Source organism: Sulfurirhabdus autotrophica (assembly GCF_004346685.1).
GTDB classification, from domain to species: Bacteria; Pseudomonadota; Gammaproteobacteria; order Burkholderiales; family SMCO01; genus Sulfurirhabdus; species Sulfurirhabdus autotrophica.
The window spans coordinates 13,276-34,857 of record NZ_SMCO01000013.1 but is presented as its reverse complement, the minus strand read 5'-3'; the positions used below and the strand labels follow the sequence as shown (position 1 = coordinate 34,857).

The window sequence follows — 21,582 nt, the reverse complement described above, 5'->3', positions numbered from 1 at the left end:
CGTTGATCTGCGGGGTGAATAAGATTGATTTGGACTGGAAAACTAACCGCCACCTACTGCAACCACAATCTCCAGCTGGTCGCCTGAAGCAAGCTGCACTTCTCCAAATTGGCTGCGTGGGACGATCTCACCATTGCGCTCGATAGCAACGCGTTTACCCACCAGATCCATTTGTTCCAGCAATTGAGACATGTTCAGGTTTTGCTGGAAAGTATGTTGTGTGCCATTAACGGTTAATTCAATCAACTTCAGTTACTCGCGGAATCGATAAAATAATAAACAGATTTCATTTTACCATGTGGCAGAAGTGCAAAGATAGAACGAAACTGCAGCAAAGCATTTACCCGTGCCGGACTTTTATTTCGATTTGCCCGGAATCAATAGAAAATGGTAAGTGTCTATCGCATGGTGAGTGGTTTTGTCATGTCATTATAAGTATGGCAGTTGAGTAAAGGCAGGAACCAACGTAAAATTACCGGAAACGCGGGTGTAGTTCAATGGTAGAACGGCAGCTTCCCAAGCTGCATACGAGGGTTCGATTCCCTTCACCCGCTCCACTCATCTCTTACCGTAATCGCTACTATATTGAAAGTAGTCATCAGATTAATTACTCGATTTTTCGCAATTCAGGAAACTAAATGAATAAAACGCTGAAATATATCCTGATCACGGTTGTTTCTCTGGCCGTTATTTTTGCGTTGCTACTGGTCACTGTCGCGTTTGTGGTTAACCCTAACGACTATAAGCCATTAATCGTGAAAATGGTTCAAGAGAAAAAACAGCGCACGTTAACATTGGCAGGGGATATTAAATTAGCTTTGTTTCCCAAGCTGGGACTTAATCTGGGTAAGGTATCCCTGAGTGAGCATAACGGGACAGCGGAGTTTGCTGCAGTTGATGGCGTAAAGCTTTATGTTGAATGGTTGCCATTGTTGAAAAAGTCACTGGTGGTTGATCATGTAACCGTAGATGGTGCACGGGCGAAACTGGTGCGTTTCAAGGATGGCACGACCAATATTGATGATCTGATAAAAAAAGAAGAGGAATCAGAGCAGCTGAAGTTTGATATTGATGGCGTAAAAATTTCAAATAGTACATTTTCATTCGATGATCAGATGGAAGGACGCAAGCTTTCAGTCAGTGAATTTGGCATGAGAAGCGGGCGCCTGAGAGATGCAACTAAGACTGACATTTCACTGGATTTCAATGGTCAGATGGATAAGCCACAAGTTAAGGCCCATGTAAAACTGGATACCGGACTGTTATTTGAGCTGGAGAAAAAGCATTACGCAATGGACGGCCTGGATTTGAATATAAAAGGTGACGCTGCCGGATTTTCTAACCTTGATATTGGCTTGAAAGGCGATGTGGATGCAAAGCCAGAAACGGCAGAATTCATAGCGAAAGGACTTAAATCAACAATCAGTGGTATGCGTGGTAGCGACAAAATTAAGTTGAAACTGGATGCTCCTAAAATCGAGTTGACCAAAGAAAAGGTGTTTAGCGATAAAATCACGCTGGAAACCAATATAGAACAGGTTAAAGGCGCTATTAAAGCAGTGCTGACTGTGGCTGCTATGGAAGGGACTGGAAAAGCTTTCAAGGCCGCGAACATTGAGTTGGATGTGGATGGCAAACAGGGCGAAAATGCCATCAAAGGTAAATTGACGAGCCCATTTGCAGGTAATATGGACACGCAGCGATTTGACCTGGCAAAGCTGGTGGCAAATCTGACTGTCAGTAATCCGAAGTTACCCAAAGGGCAAATGGTCGTGGCCTTGTACGGAGACGCACATGCTGATTTAAAGAAACAGGATGTTGCGCTTAATATGACAAGCAAACTGGATGATAGCAACATTCAGGCCAAGCTGGGCATGACTCAGTTTGCATCTCCAGCCTACCGCTTTGACGTGGCAATTGATCAACTGGATGTAGATCGCTATTTACCCAAGGAAGCAAAGCCAAAAACAGCTGAGCCAGAAAAGCCAATGGATCTGTCTGCGCTTAAAACGCTGAATGCTACTGGAAGCCTACGAGTCGGGACGCTTAAAGTGTCCAATATCAAATCCAGTAATGTCCGGTTGGATGTGAAAGCCGTAGGTGGCAAACTGGATGTGAAACCGCTTTCGGCCAATCTGTATCAGGGCAGCATGGATGGAGCGGTGAGTGTAGTTGCAAAAGACACCCCTCAGTTTACGGTAAAACAGAATTTGCGAGGTGTAAGCGTCGGGCCTTTGCTGAAAGACCTGACAGACAAAGATATGCTGGAAGGTAGAGGTACTGTCTCAATGGATGTGGCAGCTTCGGGAGCGACAGTCAGTGCCATGAAAAAATCATTAAGCGGGAATGCGTCAATGAATCTTGTCGATGGCGCAATTAAAGGGATCAATGTGGCGGCAACATTACGCAATGCAAAAGCAAAGCTGGGTGCGTTGAAAGGTGAACAGACACAGGCGGCCAATGCAGCTGAAAAAACCGATTTTTCTGAATTGAAGGCGAGTTTTAATATTCGCAATGGCATTGCCCACAATAATGATCTGTTCATGAAATCTCCTTTATTGCGCCTGGGGGGTGATGGTGATATCAATATTGGCCAAAGCAGTATCAATTATCTGGCAAAGGCGACTGTGGTCGGTTCACTTGAAGGTCAGGGCGGGGCAGACTCTGGTGCATTACGGGGCATTACTGTGCCGGTGCGTTTGTCTGGCCCATTTGATGCCCTGAAATACAATATTGATTTTAATGCGTTGGCATCAGAAGCAGTCAAAGCCAAGGTGGAAGAGAAAAAGGAAGAAATTAAAACAAAGTTGCAAGATGAGTTGAAAGGCCAGCTGAAAGGACTGTTTGGCCGGTAAGCCACTTATTTGTATGCACGAATTCTCCAGTAGCATTATTGCATGGCAAAAGCTGCACGGCCGCCATGATCTACCTTGGCAGAAAACCCGCGACCCCTATCGCGTATGGCTTTCAGAAATCATGTTGCAACAAACCCAGGTGGGCACGGTTATTCCTTATTATGCCCGCTTTCTGGAACGCTTTCCTGATATAGCCCATCTTGCAGATGCAGATGAGGATGTTGTATTACAGCATTGGAGTGGTTTAGGATATTACTCGCGCGCGCGTAATTTGCACCGCGCTGCCAAAGCCATTGCCGAACAGCACCAAGGGCAATTTCCTCACCATTTTGAGCAAATCATCGCGCTGCCCGGAATTGGGCGCTCCACTGCTGCAGCAATCAGCGCCTTTGCCTTCGGCAAGCGTTTTGCCATCCTGGATGGTAACGTCAAGCGGGTGCTGGCGCGTTACTTTGGGGTTGAAGGCTATCCCGGCGAAAAAAAAATCGAAAACAATTTGTGGAAAATAGCCGAGTCCATTCTTCCCTCATCTGATATTGAAGTGTATACCCAGGCTGTGATGGATTTAGGTGCGAGTATTTGCTCCCGCAGTCGCCCGGAATGTCCGGTATGTCCCCTGCAAAAAAGTTGCGTCGCTTTTCGCGATCAGCGGGTTGCTGAATTACCTACGCGCAAACAAAAAAAAGCCATACCGACTAAGCAAATCGGGATGCTGATGATGATTCACAACGACGAATTGTTTCTGGAAAAACGACCATCAAAAGGTATTTGGGGTGGGTTATGGAGCTTCCCGGAAATGGCTGTGGGTGAAGTTGCCGAAAAATTCAGTCACGAACAGTTCAAGGTTTCAGTGCAAAGCACAGAGACTTTACCCATTCTTGAACATACGTTTACCCATTACAAATTGCTGATTTCCCCCCACTTGTTGCACCTCGGTAAACTGTCAAACAAGGGTGCACTTCCTAACGGACTGTGGTTGTCAATTGATGATGCAGTAGATGCGGCAATTCCCGCTCCTGTACGCAAGTTGTTGTTGCAGATTAAGGGGGGAGGGATTTAACGCGTATACATATATGCGACCCCCTCCTCGGTAATGCAAAGGGGGTGTCTGAGAGGCTAGTTAATATAAATATCATTTTTGTTATAACGTGGAAGATTTTTGCCACGATTTCGGATTTTTTCTTCCCGGTTTTCTCGATCTAGTTCCTCAATTCTTTTGGCTTCTTCTTGCTGTGCCTTCACAATGTTTTCAGCGCTATTATTGCAATATATTTCATGTCGTTTATTGCAGTCATCTACAATTTTTTTGTCTCTTGCCGTTATCATTTTTTCTTCTCTGATGGCATTTGCTTTTGCTGATGCCTCATCTTTTTCTTTTTGGTCTCGCAGCGTAATTTCCTGTTTTATTTGAGACGCTGCCTGGTGGCAGCGTGGGTCGGCACAACTGTATTCCAGCCCTTTTTCAATCCGGTCACGTAAGCATCTAGAGTTGCAACAAAATACTTTTTTGTCTCTGGTAAATGAGTCGCCATGTTCACAACTTTCTGTCAGTGGTTCGTTTGGCGTCATAGATGTTACGGCCTCAGGTTTATTAGCGGGCGCTGTATTTATTTTCATAACTTTTGTTGGTGTTTGTGCTTCAGGTTTGGTTTGCGAATAGTGAACGCCTCCCTGAGCGTCTGTGTATTTATATATTTCAGCCCAAACATTGTTGTTAGAAATAAGCATGAATAAAGCGCCCATTACAATAGGGGGTAATGCAAATAATTTCTTCATATAAGGTATTCAATCAAAGTAATATAAAAGATAGAATTCAAGCGCATACAAAATAGTTTGAGTTTAGAGCAGTATTGTCCACGGAATTCTAACTTAGCGTTTTATGTTATGGTGACAGTTAGAATAACGTCATTTTTAAAGTCATAATGTACTGGCGGCAATGAGCTGTCAAGCCGCACACTCCAACCAAAATTTGGGAAAGACCAATTTGCTCAAAAACCGTTTCCCATGCATCCTATAATTAGAAAATGCTGAAGTAGCATATGAGTGACAGTTTTATCCTGTTTGTTGTCATTAATGGAGTGGACAATGTTTGGTTTGGCCAGCGCCTGGATTCAATTTGCAGTATGTCTTGTCTTGATAGGCTGGGGTGGCGTCAAGTTGTCTCACTACGGCGATGTGATTGCCGAGAAAACGGGTATGGGAGGGACCTGGATTGGCCTGATTCTCATGGCGACGGTGACTTCACTGCCTGAACTGGTTACCGGGGTGAGTGCGGTTGGCTTTGCCAATACACCAGATATTGCAGTAGGTGATGTCTTGGGTAGTTGTGTGTTTAATTTGCTGATTATTGTGGTGCTGGACTTTCTTTACCGCAAGGAATCTGTTTATACCCGTGCTAGCCAGGGGCACGTACTTTCGGCGGGTTTTGGTGTGTTGTTGATTGGCTTTGCGGGCTTCAATATGTTGCTATCTGCCAACGGTAACATGCCGTCATTCTGGCATGTTGGTGTCTATACACCGATTATTATTCTGATCTACGCAGTGGCTATGCGCACGGTGTTTCGTTACGAGCGTGAACATATGAGTGCGGCTGTGGAAGGTGCGGCTGAACGGTACCCTGGTCTGACGCTTAAACAAGCGAGTTTACGCTACGCCGGTGCTGCCGGTATGGTGGTGGCGGCAGCATTATGGCTGCCATTCGTGGGTAAAACGATTGCTACGTTAATGGAGTGGCATGAGAGTTTTGTGGGAACCCTTTTTGTTGCATTTGCAACTTCTGTGCCGGAGCTGGCTGTCACGATAGGCGCATTACGCATAGGTGCCATTGATATGGCCATCGGCAATGTGCTGGGAAGCAACCTCTTCGATATATTGATTCTGGCGATAGACGATATTTTGTACCTGCCTGGTCCGCTGCTTTCCCATACATCACAGTCCCATGCGGTAACGGCGCTTTCTGCCATGATGATGACGGGCGTGGCGATCATCGGGTTGCTTTACAGGCCTAAAGCCCGGGTTTTTAAAACGGTTGGCTGGGCCAGCCTGTTCTTGTTTTCACTCTACCTGCTGAATACGTATGTGATTTATCTTTACGCTAATTAATCGGCAAGGATTTGTGTTACTGAATGGAAAATCCATGCAGTAGCAATGAAAGAATTTTGAGGTAAGTTGCGCTTATGATAAATCAGCCATCACACATCAAATCTCACCCATCACCTTCCTGGCATGATATGTCGGTAGAGGATGCCGCCCGCAAACTTAAAACCCATGCCCAATCGGGCTTATCTGCTGCAGAGGCTGAAGACCGATTACAGCAGCATGGACCCAATGTACTGCAAGAAAAACCTAAACGTAGCCTGCTGCGCATGATCGTCGACCAGTTTTCGGATTTCATGATTCTGGTGCTGATTGGTGCTGCCGTTATTTCCGGCATGATCGGTGATGTAAAAGATACGATAGCCATTGTCGTCATTGTTTTTCTGAATGCAGTCATTGGCTTTGTGCAGGAATTCCGCGCAGAGCGCGCGATGGCAGCGTTGCATGCAATGTCTGCGGTAAGTGCAAAGGTGTTGCGGGATGGTGTGCCGCTGGAATTACCTGCCAGCGAGATTGTGCCGGGCGATGTCGTGATGCTGGAAGCAGGAAATATCGTCCCTGCAGATTTACGGTTACTGGAAGTTGCGCAACTCAAGGTTGATGAAGCTGCGTTGACCGGTGAGTCGATGACGGTCGAAAAACATATCGCCACGCTGGATGAAAAATTGTTACCCCTGGGTGACCGTAAAAATCTTGCCTATAAAGGCACGATAGTCACTTACGGACGGGGGTTGGGCATAGCAGTGGCAACCGGGATGGATTCCGAACTCGGTAAAATTGCGGCTTCGTTACAAGGCGCAGGAGAAATCAAAACCCCTTTGCAAAAACGGCTGGCGAAATTTGGCAAGCGACTTGCACTGGTTGTATTGGCAATTTGTGCCATTGTGTTTGTCGTGGGGGTTATGCGCGGTGAATCACCAGTGCTCATGTTTCTTACGGCAATCAGTCTGGCGGTAGCCGCTATTCCTGAAGCGTTGCCTGCAGTTGTGACTATTTCGCTTGCTTTGGGTGCGCGTAAAATGGTGAAGCAGCATGCGTTGGTTCGCCGATTGCCTGCGGTGGAAACGCTGGGCTCCGTGACTTATATTTGTACCGATAAAACCGGCACGCTGACCCAGAACAAGATGCAAGTGGAAGAAATGTTTGTCGATGGCCAGTTGTTGCGTGAATGGAAAGACCAGGCGCACAGTAAAGTCGGGTCGCTGCTGTTAAAAGCCTTGGCATTAAGCAATGATGCGAGTCATGGGCGACATGGGAAACCCAGTGGTGACCCGACCGAAGTGGCCTTGTATGTTGCTGCACTGGATGCAGGATTTGAAAAAGCAGTGTTGGAAGTAGATTCACCGCGTTTGCTGGAACTGCCTTTTGATTCTGATCGTAAACGTATGACCACTTTCCACCAGGAGAAGCAGGGCGCAGTCTCTTTTACCAAAGGTGCGCCAGAAAGTGTGCTTCCACGCTGCGCAGGGATGTTGACTTCCGAAGGTGAAATGGTATTTTCAGTAACTGAAATGTTGGAAGCTGCCGAGCGTATGGCAGCTGATGGGCTGCGCGTGCTGGCCGTTGCTTACCGGATTTGGCCTGAACTGCCGAGTGTCGATCAGGCAGAGGAAATAGAAAGTAATCTGGTATTGCTTGGCTTGATCGGCATGATGGACCCGCCCCGACATGAAGCGAAAGAAGCCGTTACCATGTGCCAGACAGCAGGTATTGTCCCGGTGATGATTACCGGCGACCACCCCGCCACCGCAAGAGCCATTGCCACAAGATTGGGCATCATTTCCGATGGCGGTAAAGTCATCACTGGCCCTGCACTTTCTCAGCTCACGCTGGCAGAGTTTGAAACGCAAGTGCTTGATATTCGTGTTTACGCACGGGTTGACCCTCAGCAAAAAATCGAGATTGTGCGTGCCCTGCAGGATAAAGGGGAGTTTGTCGCGATGACAGGGGATGGCGTGAATGACGCCCCCGCATTAAAGCGTGCGGACATTGGCATAGCCATGGGTAAAGGCGGAACGGACGTCGCTCGCGAAGCTTCTGCTCTGGTGCTGCTGGACGATAATTTCACCACCATCGTGCATGCAATACGTGAAGGTCGGCGTATTTTCGACAATATCCGTAAATTCATCAAATACACCATGACCAGTAACGCAGGTGAGGTGTGGACTATTTTTCTTGCGCCATTTTTGGGCTTGCCGATTCCGTTGCTGCCCATTCATATTCTATGGATTAATCTGGTGACTGACGGGTTGCCAGGGCTTGCTTTGACAGCAGAGCCGGCAGAAAAAGGTATTATGCGGCGCAAACCACGCCCGCCTCAGGAGAGTATTTTTGCCCATGGGATGTGGCAACATATGTTGTGGGTGGGATTACTGATGGGGGGCGTTTCGCTGGTTACCCAAGCCTGGGCAATTCATACCGGTTCTGCCCATTGGCAGACCATGGTATTTACGGTGTTATGTTTATCGCAGATGGGGCATGTAATGGTCATTCGTTCTGAAAAAGAATCCCTGTTTAAACAAGGCATTTTTTCTAATCCTTTGTTGTTGGGTGCAGTAGTGCTCACTTTTGCTCTGCAGATGGCAACTATTTATGTCCCCTTTTTGCAGCCAATATTTAAAACTGAAGCACTGGATGCCTACGAACTTGGATTATGCCTGGCTTTATCATTTGTCGTGTTTTTGGCGGTGGAAATGGAGAAATGGTTGGTACGAAAAGGTGTCCTGTACCGGAATGGGGTAGAATAAACCCATGTGGATCGATACCCATTGCCATCTCGATGCAGCTGAGTTTGAAGCTGATCGCGATACCGTGATGCAAACCGCCCTCGCTAATGGCGTGGAAAAGATTGTGATTCCCGCCGTGGAGCAAGCTAATTTCAAGGCAGTGCTGGAAGTGTGCCAACGTTATCCTCAATGTATGCCGGCATTGGGTATGCACCCCATGTATATCCATAAGCATCGTCCGGAACATCTGCAATTATTGCGTGATGCAATAGCGCAGTTTAAGCCCGTAGCAGTGGGTGAAATTGGGTTGGATTTTTTTGTGCCGGACCTTGATCCAGCAATTCAGGAACATTACTTTGTAGAGCAGCTTAAAATTGCAAAAGAATTTGATTTGCCTGTGCTGCTCCACGTGCGCAGGGCAAATGATCAGATTTTGAAGCAATTGCGCCGTTATCGTGTTAAAGGCGGCATCGCCCATGCTTTCAATGGCAGTCAACAGCAAGCAAACGAACTTATCAAGCTGGGTTTCAAGTTGGGATTTGGCGGGACTATCACCTATTCGCGTGCTTTGAATTTGCGCAGATTAGTTGTGGATTTACCCATAGAGGCCATAGTGCTGGAAACAGACGCACCAGATATGCCCCCCAGCTTTGCCTACAAACAACGTAATAGCCCTGAATATTTGCCGCAAATTGCGTTAGAAATAGCTACCCTGCGGGAAATGGAATTAGCTGAATTTGCGGCTATGACATTGCGTAATGCCTGCGAAGTGCTTGGGTTAACCAATTGATGATAAGGCTACGCAACAAAGTATGCTTGCTTACCCATGATGACTTGCCTAGGGGGCTTCAATGAGCGCTTTTGAATTAGCCAATACTGGAGTTGCGCAACCGTGTTACGTATTCATGAATTAATCGATTACCGCCCCACCAAGGTGACAAAGTATCTATTGGTAGCGGTTATCATCGCGCTGGTTTTTCTGGTTGGCTATATCCATGAGATAACCGGCGCCAAGATCGAAATGCATTCTTTTTATATGATTCCGGTTGTGATTGCTACCTGGTACATTGGGTTATTTGCTGGCGTACTGGTGGTGGTAATCAGTTCTTTAGACTGGTTGGGTGTGGAAGCAATGAAAAATACTCATGGGATGCTTACATGGGAAATGCTTGTCAGTGAATCGATTCGGGTAACGATTTTATTGATGCTGGTTTTTGTGCTGACTAAACTGCGTTTAGCACTGAAACGAGAATCAGAGCTTGCAAGGAGAGATGTGTTAACCAAGTTGGCGAACCGGCGTGCTTTCTTTGAAGCAGCGAATATAGAATTAGCACGGGCAAAACGCTATGGATACCCTTTGACAGCTATCATGATTGATCTGGATAACTTCAAGCTGGTAAATGATGAACAAGGCCATGAGGTGGGTGACGTATTGTTGTCTTATGTAGCGAATATTCTGAATAGTAATATCCGTTCGTCGGATTTTGCTGGAAGATTGGGAGGGGATGAATTTGTGATTTTACTACCTGAAACCGGTGAAGATTCAGCAGAGGTCATCGCTAAAAAATTACAAAATGAATTGCTGGCTGGTATGAAATTGCATCAATGGCCGGTGACCTTCAGTATTGGTGTGGCGACCTTTGTCTTGTCGCCAAAAGATGTAGGGGAAATGCTGAAATGTGCGGACAGATTGATGTATGAAGTTAAGCAAGGTGGCAAAAATCAGGTGAAGTGCGCAACAATTCAAGGAAATTCCCTTTTGCCCAAAAAAGAAACTAACCAAGAAATATAGCCTGCTTTCCAATTGCTTTTAATGGGGTTGCAAATTCTGCTTTGCAACCCCTTTTTGGCTTAAGCTTTTTACTTTTGTGTGAAACTTGTTTTCGAATCGTTTGGCAGATTAATACGGTGGTTTTTTTGAGGATTTGGAAGTGGATTTTTCAATCACACCCGCTGCCCATTCTCTGCCACCCAAACCGAAGGCTAAAGCCAAAGCCAGGCAGATTGAACCAAACAAAATAATGAAAGCGGCAGTGATTAATTGTGTGCCGATATTCAGTTGCTCAAGCGCCACGAATACAGCAAAAATCTGTACTGCGTATTCTGCAATGGTACTGATCGTCAGCGAACCATTTACACCCAGATTGTTAAGCCAGGCAAAGATCAAACGATTGATGAATCGCGCCAGTAAAGTACCAAACACCAAAACCAGAATGGCCACGATAATATTAGGCAGATACAGGGCTATCTGGTTGAAAAGGGAAGCAACGGCTTGTAAGCCCAGACTGTTTGATGTGGTAACGACGACAATTAACAGCACCAGCCAATAACTTACTTCGCTGATGATGCCAGTCAATGTGATACTCATTTCTCCATGTTGCAAAAATTCTTCAATTCCTGATTTTTGTGCCAGTTTTTCGAAATGCGCTATTTGAAGAATACGGCGTACTGCGGTACGAACCAGTTTTGCCACTATCCAACCAATGAAAAGCACGGCTAAAGCGGCGAGCAGTTTTGGTGTGTAAACGGCAATTTGCTGCCAGAATGCGGCGAATGATGTAACGAACATGTCTAGTTGCTGTTGCATGGGCACTCCAGATAATGTGTTTAAGAATATTGGGTTTGAAGGTTGCGAATTCAGTTCCCTGTTTAATTATTTTCAGAGAATGAAAATTGAATGCAATGTAAAAACGATATTATAAGGCAATATTGTAAAAATACGAATAAAGGGGCAACTGTATTGATTGCATTGTTTTTGTGTTGCTTGAAAATGCCAAAAAGGTGGCTAGTGCGCTATTTTTCGTCAGCCTATACGATTTGCATCAGCATGTCAGCCGATTATTACAAGCTGATTACGAAAGAGAGCTTATCCTGCGATAGCAAATTCGGGTTGATCGGATTGGTCTACTTTATTTATTTCAATAGAGATATGGACTAACTCTTCATGAATGCTTAGCTGTTCCCTGAAGTATTCAGGTGAAGCGTCATTGATCATCGCCAGGCTGAGAATACATGCGAACTTGCCTTTTCCCACACGCCATACGTGCAAGTCACAAATTTCGGCTTTGATGGGTGATTCAGCAATCACTTCTCGTATCTCTTCCACAACAGGCGCAGTCATCTCTGCATCTAATAGTACTCGGCTAGTATCACGCAGCAGGCCGTAAGCCCATACAGATACCAATGCTGCACCCACCAGCCCCATCACGGGGTCTAACCAGCTGGCCCCCCATAATTTCCCGCCGAATAAGGCGAATATCGCCAATACAGATGTCGCCGCATCTGCAATCACATGCATATAAGCAGATCGCAGGTTTAAATCATGGTGACCATGGTGATCGTGATGGTCATGGCCGTGTGAATGATCGTGATGGTGGTGTCCGTCTTTAAGTAGCCAGGCTGAAGCGAGATTAACGAGCAGACCAACTATGGCAATCGCGATCGCCTGGTCATAGTGAATCGGGCTTGGCGCAATTAATCTTTCTATGGATTGAAAGATCATTAGACCTGCTACCATCACTAGAAAGATGGCACTCGTATATCCACCCAGTACTTCTATTTTCCATGTGCCAAAAGAAAAGCGCGGATCGTGGGCGAATTTTCTGGCAAAAACATAGGCCAAAAGCGATAGCCCCAGTGCCACAGCGTGGGAACTCATATGCCAGCCGTCTGCCAAAAGAGCCATTGAGTTGTAATACCATCCGCCAGCAATCTCGATGATCATCATTGCCGCAGTCAGCAGGGCTACACGTAAGGTGTTCTTTTCAGCGAGCGGGTTACCTTCATCGAATTTATGAGAGTGTTTCAGGCTGTCAGCGGAAAGCAGGTTCTTCATGGAAAAGTACCAAAATATTAACTTGAAATATACTATACTCCACTATACTATTAATAGTCAAAGTAAGGAGAAGGCATGTCACATACAGCTAAAGACAGAAAAAAATTACTGACTCGTGTCCGGCGCATAAAAGGTCAGGTAGAGGCCATGGAAACAGCATTGAATGAACAACCGGACTGCGCGGCAGTGCTTCAGCAGATCGCCTCGATACGGGGTGCGGTTAATGGGCTGATGGCAGAAATGTTAGAGGGGCATATTCGTGAGCACCTGGGTTTGGATGTTGTGCAGCCTGAGCAGCGACAGAAGGAATTGGAACAGGTAGTCAGTGTGATACGGTCTTATTTGAAATAGACGAAATAGCCAATTACTCAGATCATTTATTACCACATCTTGCAGTGCATTAGTTTGCTTTAACAAGCAGGATGCTAGGCATATTGATAATTGAATGGCGGTTGGTTCAATACACTCAGGTGCAACCCTAAGTGAAAGCAGGTAAACTTTACCCATGAAAACAATCCCCCCCCAGTTCGAGCGAACCCACATACTTCTTGGCGATGAAGGCATTGCCTTGCTGGCGAGTAAACACATTTTTGTAGCCGGATTAGGTGGTGTTGGCTCTTACTGTGCCGAAGCGCTGGCTCGTGCAGGAATTGGCCGACTCACTCTGGTAGATCACGACAAGATATCTACCAGCAATATCAACCGTCAATTGCCTGCGCTACTCTCTACCGTTGGGCAATCCAAAGCGGAATTGATGCAGGCGCGTATTAATGATATCAACCCGGAATGTGAGGTGGTAATACATCGTGCATTTTTGACAACGGAAAATGTGCATGACCATGTACCCCATGATGTGGATTACGTGATCGATGCGATTGATTCCCTTGCCTGCAAAGTTGCTTTGGTTGCTACCAGTGTGCAGCGAGGATTAAAAGTGGCTTCCAGTATGGGGGCGGGAAATAAATTAAACCCGGCATCTATTCAGCTGGCAGATATCAGCAAGACCAGTATGTGTCCATTAGCAAGGGTGATGCGCAAACGCTTGCAGCGTCATGGTATCAAAAAAGGAGTGCTGACAGTTTTTTCGGATGAAAAAGGCAGTGCACCACTTCCACCTGAACCGGTAGATGGGCAAGGGCGTCCACGTGCAGTCAATGGCACAATCAGTTACATGCCACCCCTTTTTGGGTTAATGCTGGCCGGCGAGGTGATTCGTCAGCTATTGCAGGTTCCAAAGTAAGATTGGGCAATGATCATTCTGCTTATTCAGCTTACTGCCAGATATCAAATGGGATGCCAGCCTTACGCATTTTGTCAGCACGTGACTCTATGAAACGCTGAAAATTTGGCTGGGTGAGATAGCTTTTACTGGCAACATAATCCAGCGATGAAGCAAGATGAAATGACTTCAGGTAAGCGTCAACCCGAAACACCTCTTTGCCTTGGGTATCAAAAAATACAATCCCGGGCGTGTATGCAACATTGAGTGCCCGCCCCCATTCCGCCTCTGTCATTTTCTTTCCGTTGGGTGTAATTAACGATTCTTTGCCAAACAGGGAAAGTCTGACCACATTGAACTGCTTTAGCAGGTCCAGCACATATTTATCTTTGAATCCCTTATTGTGCATCTCATCGCATTCAGCGCATTCTTTCTGCTCGAACAACACCATGAGCGGTTTGGTAGAAAGTTGCTGAGTGCGTTGTAAGTCATGGGGCACGGTCAGGAAGAATGGCTCGTCATGCAATTTTCCGCTGGAAGGCTCTGTTGCGGCAGTTTTGAGATAATCATGAAAGGGCGTCTGATTTTCCATGTGTTTGCCCACATAATCCAGCGCGGCGCGTAACTTATGTGGCGGATAGTAACCGTTAATACGCAAAACGACCATACCCTGCTCATCAATAAATAACAGGGTTGGGGTGAACTGTACCCGAAGGAATGCAGCAAATTCTTTCTCAGTCCGGGTTTTACCATCCAGCCAGGTGACTTCCCGATCTCCCCAAATATTCAGTGCAATCGCATCATAGTAACGATGCATTTGCGCGACGATATCTTTTTGGCTGAAATTAACCTGCATGAGCTTCGTACAGTAAGGGCAGCCATCTTGACCAAAATAAAGCATGACTCGCTTTTTTTCTGCCGCTGCTTCCTTGATATCTTTGTCCAGATCGAGAAAGGATTCTTTAAACCATGATGGAATCTCGATGGCATGAGGGCTGGGAGGTGTGGAAGGGGGCGTCTCAGCAGCAAGGGTCGGCATGCTAATCCAAAATAACACCAGCAAGGAACAAAGGCGATTTGCGATCATTATTTTATCCTCCTAAGTTCATTGAGGGCATGAATAGCAACAATAGGTAACTGTGAGTTATTGAGCTGCGTTATCTATAGCATTACGTTGTTCCTGGCTTTGGTTTTCAAGGGTTTGTTCTACACCTTTTGCCTTGTCGAGCACTTTTCTCTGGTCACCAAATAACACCGGTGCGGAGGGTGCATTGACTTGAGGAGTAGGTGGTTTGTTGGGTTTGTTTTCATCGCAGGCTGAAAGTAATAGAGAAGCGAGTATGAGCGTGAATGACCAGCGAATATTCATAAGTGTTTGCCTTGTCGTGTGATTTTATTCGGGTAGTTACAATCAAATCAGATTGTGCGAATTATTGATTACCGTTTAATCATACCTCCTTTTCCCTTTTTCTCAAGCAATTAGACGATGCGATTACGAGTAACAAGCCAGTCGGATGTAAAATTCAGACAGGTTTGACGCTCTGATGGTTGTACCAATCGCGAACAAATGTTTATAGTGGTCTTAATAGGTGAAAGAAAGAATAAGGAAAAGCAGGATTGGGTTATAAGCGAAAAGCGCGCGTGCTGTTTTTATGTAGTGGAAATGGTAGTCGGTCTCTGATGGCTTCATGTTTTGCTAATCAGTTGGGAGCAAGCTGGATGGAGGGCCGGCCTGCTGTTTTAAAAAAACAGGGCCATGATTCGGTGGCTGCAGACGTCATGCAAGAGATGGGCGTGAGCTGCGATGGTGGTGATCTGGACGAATTGAACGAAGCGCTACTTAATTGGGCTGATCTGGTTGTGCTTATGGACAAGTTAGCAGAAGCTCAGTGTCCGCCTTTACCGCACGGTGTGCAAAAACGAAGTTATTTTTTTGATGACCCTGCTGAGTTGGCTGATTCTGCAATCGGTCAGCTTGAAAGCTATCGAAAAATAAGAGACCAGATCAAGCGTCGCGTGGAAGGGATGATTGGTGGTCTCAAAATGCTGCAAAAGGCTTCTGAATGATCGCTCAGTCTGCTAGTAAACAGACTTTAGCGTACAATGAACAGGCTATAAGGGAGACGTAAAGGATGAAGAAAAAACTTACGGCAGGCATGGTGTCTGAACAGTTGGCTAAGCTCCGTAATGACTATCTGATTCGTTTGCCTGCAGAGCTGATTGCGCTGAATAGCCTTGCTGCTGGTTTGAGCGAGGGTGAGAATAAGCGTGAAAGTCTGGAAGAATTACAACACCGTCTCCATAAGCTGGCCGGTTCTGGTGGTACTTTCGGTTTTGCTGCTTTAAGCGCGCGTGCACGCAATCTGGAACAGCAGACCAAGGGGTTGCTGGCTGGTTCACTGGATGATATCGACAGGCAGACTCGACTCGCTTTTGCAGCATATGTGGCTGGTTTAGGCGAAACCATGGCAGCCGTTGATCTTCCGAAAGCTGCAGTAATTGCCGCGAACATTGATAAAGTGCCAGGCCAGAGCTACAACATCTGGTTGATGGAAAAAGATGCTTTTCTCGGCAATGAACTATTGCGCCAACTTGAATCTTTTAATTATAAAGTTCGTTTGTTTGTCGGTATTGAAGATGTCGTGCAAGCTGCTCAGCATGAGCAACCTGATATGCTGCTGCTAGATGTCCAGCTTGAGCAAAAGGGTGAAAACGCCAGTTCGTTTACCTTACCTCAGGTTCTGCTGAATCTTGAAAGTCCGCTGCTATTTATTTCCTCGTCAGGTGATTTCATGTCCAGAGTGCGTGCGTCGCAATTGGGCGCAGAGGGTTACTTCACCAAGCCTTTGGATATTCCTCTTCTGGTAAACCGGATGCAGCATATATTCGAGCAGCGGCTCACCTCGCCACAACGGGTGCTGATAGTAGATGACGACGTGGAGCTAGCGGCATACTATCGCCTGGTTTTGCAGGGAGCCGGAATGGAAGCGGCGGTTTTGCACCAGCCGGAGGCTATAATCGAAAAAATTAAGTCATTTCGGCCGGAGCTGGTGCTGCTGGATTTGCGTATGCCTGTTTATTCCGGCCCTGACCTGGCCGGTGTGATCCGCCAACACGACAACTTGGCCAGCTTGCCCCTTGTCTACCTTTCGGCAGAAACAGACCTCGCCAGCCAAATAGCAGCTATGGATCGCGGAGCCGATGATTTTCTGGTCAAGCCGATTTCTGATGCACAGCTAATAGCAGCTGTGAGTGTTCGAATTGCGCGAGCCCGCCAATTAGGTGCGCAAATCGCCAAAGACAGCCTCACCGGACTGTTGAAACATGGCAGTATTAAAGAAGCACTGGATATTGAAGTGATTCGCGCACGGCGCAGTTCGAAACCTGTCACTGTAGCCATGCTGGATATAGATAGCTTCAAATCGGTAAACGACAATTATGGCCATGCAACAGGTGATGTCGTGATTTCATCCACCGCTATGCTGCTGCGTCAGCGGCTACGGCAGTCCGATATTATCGGACGATATGGTGGCGAGGAGTTTGTGGTGGTATTACCGGAATGTGATGCCGATAATGCGTATATGTTGCTGGATGATATTCGTCAGCGTTTTGCCGCTTTGCGCTTTAGCCACGAAGGTAAAAATTTCACGTGTGCCCTTTCAGCGGGCCTCGCTTGTTCAGAGCAACACCCTGACAGTAATGGTTCAGAGCTACTTATCGCTGCTGACGTGGCGCTTTATGCGGCAAAACGGGGTGGGCGTAATCAAGTACGGGTAGCGCAAAGAGCCGGTGAAGTGATGAATCCTGAAGAGTGAACAGCAGTTCCACTTCTGTTTCCAGCTATGTTCATAGTTTGTTGAATTTAGTGCGTTTTGCTGGCAATTAATGCGGGGTTTCCCGCCGTTATTTAGCCAATATCCATTCAGTTATCTTTCTTACTGCATCACCCTCAAGCCCATTAAATCCGTGGTAGGCAAAAGCCTCACACGGATCACCGCGACTATTGCCGCCTGTGAATGTAACAAGTTCGTGCCGCGGGTTGTTATCAAGCTTGCTCATTAGCTTCGGGATATCACTGAAAGCGCAATGATTGCATCCATCTTGTTCATGGTGCACTACCAGCACCGGAATAGCGATCTTCGAAAGGGGTAAGTCAGGCACTGGTTGCGATTTGTTGTCACTCAGAATAGTGGAGGTGAGCACTAACCCATCTGGCCCATCAGCCCCTAACAGCTCTGTTGCAATATAAGCAGCTGATTGCGTACCCCTGCTTGTGCCCACCAGCCATACTGGGACTTTTGCCTGTTCTCTCACCCAGGCGATTACCGTTTTTATATCAGCGACATGTTCCGGCTTTTGACGAAAACCGGCGAGAAATGGCGGGCTTTGACGATCAGACGGGGCATCTACAAGCACAACAAGTAAACCCTGATCTGCAAACAACTGACGAGTACGCACCAGAAAATTCCCGGCACCCCATTTGAATGAGCCGTCAGAAGTAATTTGCAATCCACCATGTCCACCCGCAAAAAGAATGACCGCTGCTTTAGGGGTTGGGGGTGCCAGAACAAGTATTCTTTGTGTAACACCAGGTCGGGTAGGTATGTCTTCAACGCGCTGTGTGGGCTGCCCAAATGCCAGATTGGCAAATACTGCCACAAGCAGGGTGATACCGAATTTGAAAAGTAGCTTCGTCATGCTCGATTTCTCTCATGTTGTATTGAATGGCCCTGCATACCATAAAAGCCCGCTGCAGCATCCTGAGCATGGGCAAGCCTTCTGATTCCTGGATCTGGCGAATTAATGGCTTGGAGAGACTGTTGTGGGTTAATAACAATTTGCCTGTACAAAAGCGAATTCTAGTTCAGATCAACTCAAAATACTTTTAAAAGTAAATGCTAACTGACGCTTTTTTCCTTATTGTAAGTAATTTCACCTGTGGCAAGCCAATGAGCGCATTCGGTTCCTAACTCGCGGATAGCGCGTGCTTCGTACGCGGCAGACTCGTCAGCACTAAGCGTATCTGCCCAACGTCCATTCACACCCTTATTGATGAAAACCTCGGCACCCCCATCCCAGAAAGCACCGCCAAGGGGCACACTTTTTATCGCATTTTTTTTCATCCAGTCGAATGAACAATATTCCACAATATCATCCCAGCGTGACTCGTCTATGGGAATGTCCATAAAGGAGGCGATACGGCGCATTTGTCCCGGCATATCACTTTTCAGATTATTGAAGTGGACAAACAGAATGTTTGGCAATTCGCGTATTTGCCACCATGTGCGAATATTCTCCCAGAACGGCCAGAAAGGATGGCCATCCTTATCCATCCAGTCGTGCCAATACTGACGGATATCACCGGGAGGTCGGTCAATGGGTGGCCCTATCCGGTCAGGCGTGTCGTTTAGTGCTTCATACCAAGCCTGGTTGGCGTGAACGTGATGGTTATACATACTCCATAAAACATCCCTTCCGTCGCGTGCAATATAAATATATTTTGCCTTGGGTGAGTAGACAAGTGCATCCAGCGGAAGGTGGGTTTTAATCATTCTGCGGTGCGTTTGCGCCTCTACCTCAGGTAGTTTCACCTGTTTGGGTGGTATGCGTAAATCCAGCCAGGGCGACATTTCAGCAACTGACAATTCAGGGTTGCCGTTGAATAGCATCTGCGCCAGAATTTGCTGCATCCAGGTGGTACCGGATTTAGCGTAGGTAGCAATAACAATATCGTCTTCACGGAATTGTAGATCATTCCAGATGGTAGAATCAAAATGGTGGTTATGCAGCTCTCTAACCTTAGCCGGCCATAAAATATTTTGGGTCATGATTCCTTCACTTGTGAAATAACGATGAAAAACCTCTCCCAGCATCGTGACAAGATTTGGCAAAATCACAAATAGTCATGAATGCGGGGCGCAACCGCACACCTTGCGAGCGAAACGCTACTCTTAATTAAGATAGATCATGTTAACGATAACGCAAGAAAATAATACTACCCATTAGCATTGCGGTAGCCGAAATGCCAAAGAAATAAGTATAGGATAAATGCAAACCGGCAGTTGGGAGAAATTGAATTAAGGTGAATAACTATCTAATCAAATATTGGCTCACCGTTATACCATTTTGTTTCTGATGATTCGTCAGTAAGGGCAAGCAAGACAGCTTGTCCGAGTTCGTGCCCTGAAGCAGACAGTTTGATCTGTTGATACGCGTTAGCAGTACCCTTGATCAGAGCATCAGATTTTAAAACGATATTCAGGTTTTGTGGTATCTCAGCTCCGGGTGTTTTGCATTTTTCAACATCAAAGGAGTGCACTTTTATACAGATGGCCGGGCGAACTGGATAGATCGAACACAAATGATCTTTCAGAAATGGGCATTGGAAGTGATAATTCTGAATGGAAACATCTTTCACTATTTCAACATGCTGACGCAAAGTTACAATTACTTCCCTGAGTTTATCTGGAGGATTTTTTCTGAGTTCCTGGGCAATCAAAAAAATTTCAGGTTCAAGCGCCTCAACCCGCACATTACAGCAATGGCTACATCCAGCTCTGCAGTCGATGGATTGCCTGTCTATCGAAGTATGAACAACTTGGTCCACGCTGAGTTGCAATTTAGATATAAAAGTGATGGCAAACGGTATGCTCTGGTTGGCACAAAGTTGGTTTAATGCAGCGTGCTGCACTTTTTCAATAGCACTCAAAAACTCAGACTGTTCTTCAGGACTCAGCATATGCATAGATTAGTTCATATGAGCCGGCTTTTGGGATTATTCCAACCCAAGGTCTTTGACGAAAGCTGCGTTGCGCACAATGATTTCAGGCTTGATCTTGAATTGACTGGCAAGGAAATTTTTAATAGCATTGAAAATCTGTGGTTCGGAAATTGCCTTGATGCCCTCTTTCAATACAAGTTGGTGGCGAATGTACAATGAAAATTCCCCAACTGTAAGTAGGGTTGACGTATCCTCATCCGGGATGGGGATACCAAATTCATGTTCCGCCCAAAGTATTGTTTCAATGGTATCCAGCCCCAAAATATTATCCTTGCTTTATGCTAAATTGATTTGAGGATGAATATGATGGCATAAATACAATAGCCTAAAGCTTGGCGCTATAATCAGGTGTCAATGCGAGTAATACGCCGCATGAATTCATCGAAATAGATAGCCAAGTAAAGCTGACTTAGAATGTATTTGTTTTCTTGCCTCTGTTGCCTAGCACCAAGAGACCAGTCAAGCCTGAAAATAACATCCAGATTGCTCCAGGAATGGGCACAGAAGTCACTTCCATAGTGTTAGCGAAGTCATAACCATTTGTAGAAGCATTTAACCCGGAAATGTACAACTCCTGGATTGTAGAGTTTGCGAAAGATACACCATTCACACCATTTGCCAATAGGTAATTAAGATCAATGGCTTGAAAGTTTACAAAGGTGAGCGCAGGGTAAGGGTCGGTAATATAATCGCGATCATTTGTCTCGTTAAAAACCTGCCCATCAAAAGTGAAATTAACTTTTAAGCCGTCTAGAGCGCTAATTGTTTCATATCCCGTAATTACCAAGGCATCATCATAAGTAAAACTTCCTGTTCCATAACTACCAGCAAGCGAACCAACAGTAATTGTCGAAATAAAAGTTTTTGTTACTAGCGAAGCTTGTGTAGCTAGAGGCATGCCAGCCAGCAATACTGCTATCACAAGAGATTTTAATTTCATTTTTTATATTTTCCAGTTAATAGTTTCAGGTTTTATGCCATCTTACCGTTATGCTTAAAAATTGCTTTGTTTAAAGTTGAGCGAGTGACTAGAACGACCTAATGTCGGCATATTGTGCGGTACAAAAATG

At 46.0% G+C, this 21,582-nt stretch carries 21 protein-coding genes and 1 tRNA gene; 11 read left to right on the top strand and 11 right to left on the bottom strand.

All coding sequences use genetic code 11. The features are described 5' to 3' along the window. Nucleotides 1-42: 42 nt before the first annotated feature. Nucleotides 43-246 carry a sulfur carrier protein ThiS gene (gene thiS / locus EDC63_RS12435; protein WP_124945084.1) on the bottom strand — a complete coding sequence of 68 codons (204 nt, stop codon included), beginning with the start codon at nt 244-246 and terminating at the stop codon, nt 43-45. 237 nt (nt 247-483) lie between these two features. Here thiS and EDC63_RS12430 point away from each other — a divergent pair. The 3 genes from EDC63_RS12430 to mutY all read left to right on the top strand — a co-directional run bounded on the left by EDC63_RS12430 (nt 484) and on the right by mutY (nt 3,915). Next, a tRNA-Gly gene (locus EDC63_RS12430) sits at nt 484-557 on the top strand. A gap of 81 nt (nt 558-638) precedes the next feature. After that, nucleotides 639-2,855 (top strand): AsmA family protein, encoded by a 2,217-nt coding sequence (locus EDC63_RS12425; protein WP_124945083.1) that lies wholly within the window; start codon nt 639-641, stop codon nt 2,853-2,855. Nucleotides 2,856-2,868: 13 nt separating this feature from the next. Beyond that, complete coding sequence (gene mutY / locus EDC63_RS12420; RefSeq protein ID WP_124945082.1) at nt 2,869-3,915, top strand: A/G-specific adenine glycosylase; 1,047 nt, start codon at nt 2,869-2,871, stop codon at nt 3,913-3,915. A 56-nt stretch (nt 3,916-3,971) separates the two neighbouring features. Here the strand turns inward: mutY and EDC63_RS12415 are convergent, their stop codons facing one another. Continuing rightward, nucleotides 3,972-4,631, bottom strand: coding sequence for a DUF4124 domain-containing protein (locus EDC63_RS12415; protein ID WP_124945081.1), 660 nt, complete (start codon nt 4,629-4,631; stop codon nt 3,972-3,974). Nucleotides 4,632-4,940: 309 nt separating this feature from the next. On the opposite strand from EDC63_RS12415, the gene EDC63_RS12410 reads away from it, so the two are divergent. The 4 genes from EDC63_RS12410 to EDC63_RS12395 all read left to right on the top strand — a co-directional run bounded on the left by EDC63_RS12410 (nt 4,941) and on the right by EDC63_RS12395 (nt 10,469). Continuing rightward, nucleotides 4,941-5,957, top strand: a complete 1,017-nt coding sequence (locus EDC63_RS12410) for a sodium:calcium antiporter (RefSeq protein WP_124945080.1) — start codon at nt 4,941-4,943, stop codon at nt 5,955-5,957. A gap of 74 nt (nt 5,958-6,031) precedes the next feature. Then, nucleotides 6,032-8,698 carry a calcium-translocating P-type ATPase, PMCA-type gene (locus EDC63_RS12405; protein WP_124945079.1) on the top strand — a complete coding sequence of 889 codons (2,667 nt, stop codon included), beginning with the start codon at nt 6,032-6,034 and terminating at the stop codon, nt 8,696-8,698. Between the two features lie 4 nt (nt 8,699-8,702). Further along, complete coding sequence (locus EDC63_RS12400; RefSeq protein WP_124945078.1) at nt 8,703-9,467, top strand: TatD family hydrolase; 765 nt, start codon at nt 8,703-8,705, stop codon at nt 9,465-9,467. Nucleotides 9,468-9,569: 102 nt separating this feature from the next. Beyond that, the gene (locus tag EDC63_RS12395) at nt 9,570-10,469 is read left to right on the top strand and encodes a GGDEF domain-containing protein (protein WP_124945077.1); all 900 of its coding nucleotides are present in this window, start codon (nt 9,570-9,572) and stop codon (nt 10,467-10,469) included. A 108-nt stretch (nt 10,470-10,577) separates the two neighbouring features. On the opposite strand, the gene EDC63_RS12390 is transcribed toward EDC63_RS12395, so the two are convergent. Together EDC63_RS12390 and dmeF are read right to left on the bottom strand one after the other, a co-directional pair. Then, a complete protein-coding gene (locus tag EDC63_RS12390) occupies nt 10,578-11,264 on the bottom strand; it encodes a mechanosensitive ion channel family protein (protein ID WP_124945076.1) in 687 nt (228 codons plus the stop codon). Nucleotides 11,265-11,543: 279 nt separating this feature from the next. Further along, a complete protein-coding gene (dmeF, locus tag EDC63_RS12385; protein WP_124945075.1) occupies nt 11,544-12,512 on the bottom strand; it encodes a CDF family Co(II)/Ni(II) efflux transporter DmeF in 969 nt (322 codons plus the stop codon). Between the two features lie 75 nt (nt 12,513-12,587). On the opposite strand from dmeF, the gene EDC63_RS12380 reads away from it, so the two are divergent. Further along, nucleotides 12,588-12,863, top strand: a complete 276-nt coding sequence (locus tag EDC63_RS12380; protein WP_124945074.1) for a metal/formaldehyde-sensitive transcriptional repressor — start codon at nt 12,588-12,590, stop codon at nt 12,861-12,863. 154 nt (nt 12,864-13,017) lie between these two features. After that, nucleotides 13,018-13,752, top strand: coding sequence for a tRNA threonylcarbamoyladenosine dehydratase (locus EDC63_RS12375; RefSeq protein ID WP_124945073.1), 735 nt, complete (start codon nt 13,018-13,020; stop codon nt 13,750-13,752). Nucleotides 13,753-13,783: 31 nt separating this feature from the next. Here EDC63_RS12375 and EDC63_RS12370 read toward each other — a convergent pair whose 3' ends face one another. Together EDC63_RS12370 and EDC63_RS12365 are read right to left on the bottom strand one after the other, a co-directional pair. Beyond that, entirely contained in the window at nt 13,784-14,818 is a 1,035-nt protein-coding gene (locus EDC63_RS12370; protein WP_124945072.1) for a thioredoxin family protein, read from the bottom strand. A 57-nt stretch (nt 14,819-14,875) separates the two neighbouring features. Continuing rightward, nucleotides 14,876-15,100: a hypothetical protein gene (locus EDC63_RS12365; RefSeq protein WP_124945071.1), complete on the bottom strand. Its 225-nt coding sequence runs from the start codon at nt 15,098-15,100 to the stop codon at nt 14,876-14,878. Nucleotides 15,101-15,348: 248 nt separating this feature from the next. Between EDC63_RS12365 and EDC63_RS12360 the strand changes: the two genes are divergently transcribed. Beyond that, nucleotides 15,349-15,798, top strand: coding sequence for an arsenate reductase/protein-tyrosine-phosphatase family protein (locus tag EDC63_RS12360; RefSeq protein WP_124945070.1), 450 nt, complete (start codon nt 15,349-15,351; stop codon nt 15,796-15,798). Nucleotides 15,799-15,863: 65 nt separating this feature from the next. Further along, nucleotides 15,864-17,546, top strand: a complete 1,683-nt coding sequence (locus EDC63_RS12355; RefSeq protein ID WP_124945069.1) for a diguanylate cyclase — start codon at nt 15,864-15,866, stop codon at nt 17,544-17,546. Between the two features lie 88 nt (nt 17,547-17,634). Here the strand turns inward: EDC63_RS12355 and EDC63_RS12350 are convergent, their stop codons facing one another. The 5 genes from EDC63_RS12350 to EDC63_RS12330 all read right to left on the bottom strand — a co-directional run bounded on the left by EDC63_RS12350 (nt 17,635) and on the right by EDC63_RS12330 (nt 21,452). Then, nucleotides 17,635-18,429, bottom strand: coding sequence for an alpha/beta hydrolase (locus tag EDC63_RS12350; protein ID WP_124945068.1), 795 nt, complete (start codon nt 18,427-18,429; stop codon nt 17,635-17,637). Nucleotides 18,430-18,629: 200 nt separating this feature from the next. Next, nucleotides 18,630-19,559, bottom strand: coding sequence for a sulfotransferase domain-containing protein (locus tag EDC63_RS12345; RefSeq protein WP_124945067.1), 930 nt, complete (start codon nt 19,557-19,559; stop codon nt 18,630-18,632). Between the two features lie 266 nt (nt 19,560-19,825). Beyond that, nucleotides 19,826-20,470 carry a YkgJ family cysteine cluster protein gene (locus EDC63_RS12340; protein ID WP_165922996.1) on the bottom strand — a complete coding sequence of 215 codons (645 nt, stop codon included), beginning with the start codon at nt 20,468-20,470 and terminating at the stop codon, nt 19,826-19,828. Nucleotides 20,471-20,506: 36 nt separating this feature from the next. Then, the gene (locus EDC63_RS12335) at nt 20,507-20,773 is read right to left on the bottom strand and encodes an acyl carrier protein (RefSeq protein ID WP_124945065.1); all 267 of its coding nucleotides are present in this window, start codon (nt 20,771-20,773) and stop codon (nt 20,507-20,509) included. Nucleotides 20,774-20,921: 148 nt separating this feature from the next. Further along, nucleotides 20,922-21,452 (bottom strand): hypothetical protein, encoded by a 531-nt coding sequence (locus EDC63_RS12330; protein WP_124945064.1) that lies wholly within the window; start codon nt 21,450-21,452, stop codon nt 20,922-20,924. Nucleotides 21,453-21,582 lie beyond the last annotated feature (130 nt).

What these genes read in the sequence shown, in the direction of transcription:
- EDC63_RS12405 (WP_124945079.1), top strand. Translation starts at nt 6,032, where the DNA reads ATGATAAATCAGCCATCACACATCAAATCTCACCCATCACCTTCCTGG.
- EDC63_RS12425 (WP_124945083.1), top strand. Translation starts at nt 639, where the DNA reads ATGAATAAAACGCTGAAATATATCCTGATCACGGTTGTTTCTCTGGCC.
- EDC63_RS12345 (WP_124945067.1), bottom strand. Translation starts at nt 19,559, where the DNA reads ATGACCCAAAATATTTTATGGCCGGCTAAGGTTAGAGAGCTGCATAAC.
- EDC63_RS12375 (WP_124945073.1), top strand. Translation starts at nt 13,018, where the DNA reads ATGAAAACAATCCCCCCCCAGTTCGAGCGAACCCACATACTTCTTGGC.
- EDC63_RS12350 (WP_124945068.1), bottom strand. Translation starts at nt 18,429, where the DNA reads ATGACGAAGCTACTTTTCAAATTCGGTATCACCCTGCTTGTGGCAGTA.
- EDC63_RS12380 (WP_124945074.1), top strand. Translation starts at nt 12,588, where the DNA reads ATGTCACATACAGCTAAAGACAGAAAAAAATTACTGACTCGTGTCCGG.
- EDC63_RS12390 (WP_124945076.1), bottom strand. Translation starts at nt 11,264, where the DNA reads ATGCAACAGCAACTAGACATGTTCGTTACATCATTCGCCGCATTCTGG.
- EDC63_RS12400 (WP_124945078.1), top strand. Translation starts at nt 8,703, where the DNA reads ATGTGGATCGATACCCATTGCCATCTCGATGCAGCTGAGTTTGAAGCT.
- EDC63_RS12370 (WP_124945072.1), bottom strand. Translation starts at nt 14,818, where the DNA reads ATGATCGCAAATCGCCTTTGTTCCTTGCTGGTGTTATTTTGGATTAGC.
- EDC63_RS12415 (WP_124945081.1), bottom strand. Translation starts at nt 4,631, where the DNA reads ATGAAGAAATTATTTGCATTACCCCCTATTGTAATGGGCGCTTTATTC.
- EDC63_RS12330 (WP_124945064.1), bottom strand. Translation starts at nt 21,452, where the DNA reads ATGAAATTAAAATCTCTTGTGATAGCAGTATTGCTGGCTGGCATGCCT.
- dmeF (WP_124945075.1), bottom strand. Translation starts at nt 12,512, where the DNA reads ATGAAGAACCTGCTTTCCGCTGACAGCCTGAAACACTCTCATAAATTC.
- EDC63_RS12340 (WP_165922996.1), bottom strand. Translation starts at nt 20,470, where the DNA reads ATGCTGAGTCCTGAAGAACAGTCTGAGTTTTTGAGTGCTATTGAAAAA.
- EDC63_RS12365 (WP_124945071.1), bottom strand. Translation starts at nt 15,100, where the DNA reads ATGAATATTCGCTGGTCATTCACGCTCATACTCGCTTCTCTATTACTT.
- mutY (WP_124945082.1), top strand. Translation starts at nt 2,869, where the DNA reads ATGCACGAATTCTCCAGTAGCATTATTGCATGGCAAAAGCTGCACGGC.
- EDC63_RS12410 (WP_124945080.1), top strand. Translation starts at nt 4,941, where the DNA reads ATGTTTGGTTTGGCCAGCGCCTGGATTCAATTTGCAGTATGTCTTGTC.
- EDC63_RS12355 (WP_124945069.1), top strand. Translation starts at nt 15,864, where the DNA reads ATGAAGAAAAAACTTACGGCAGGCATGGTGTCTGAACAGTTGGCTAAG.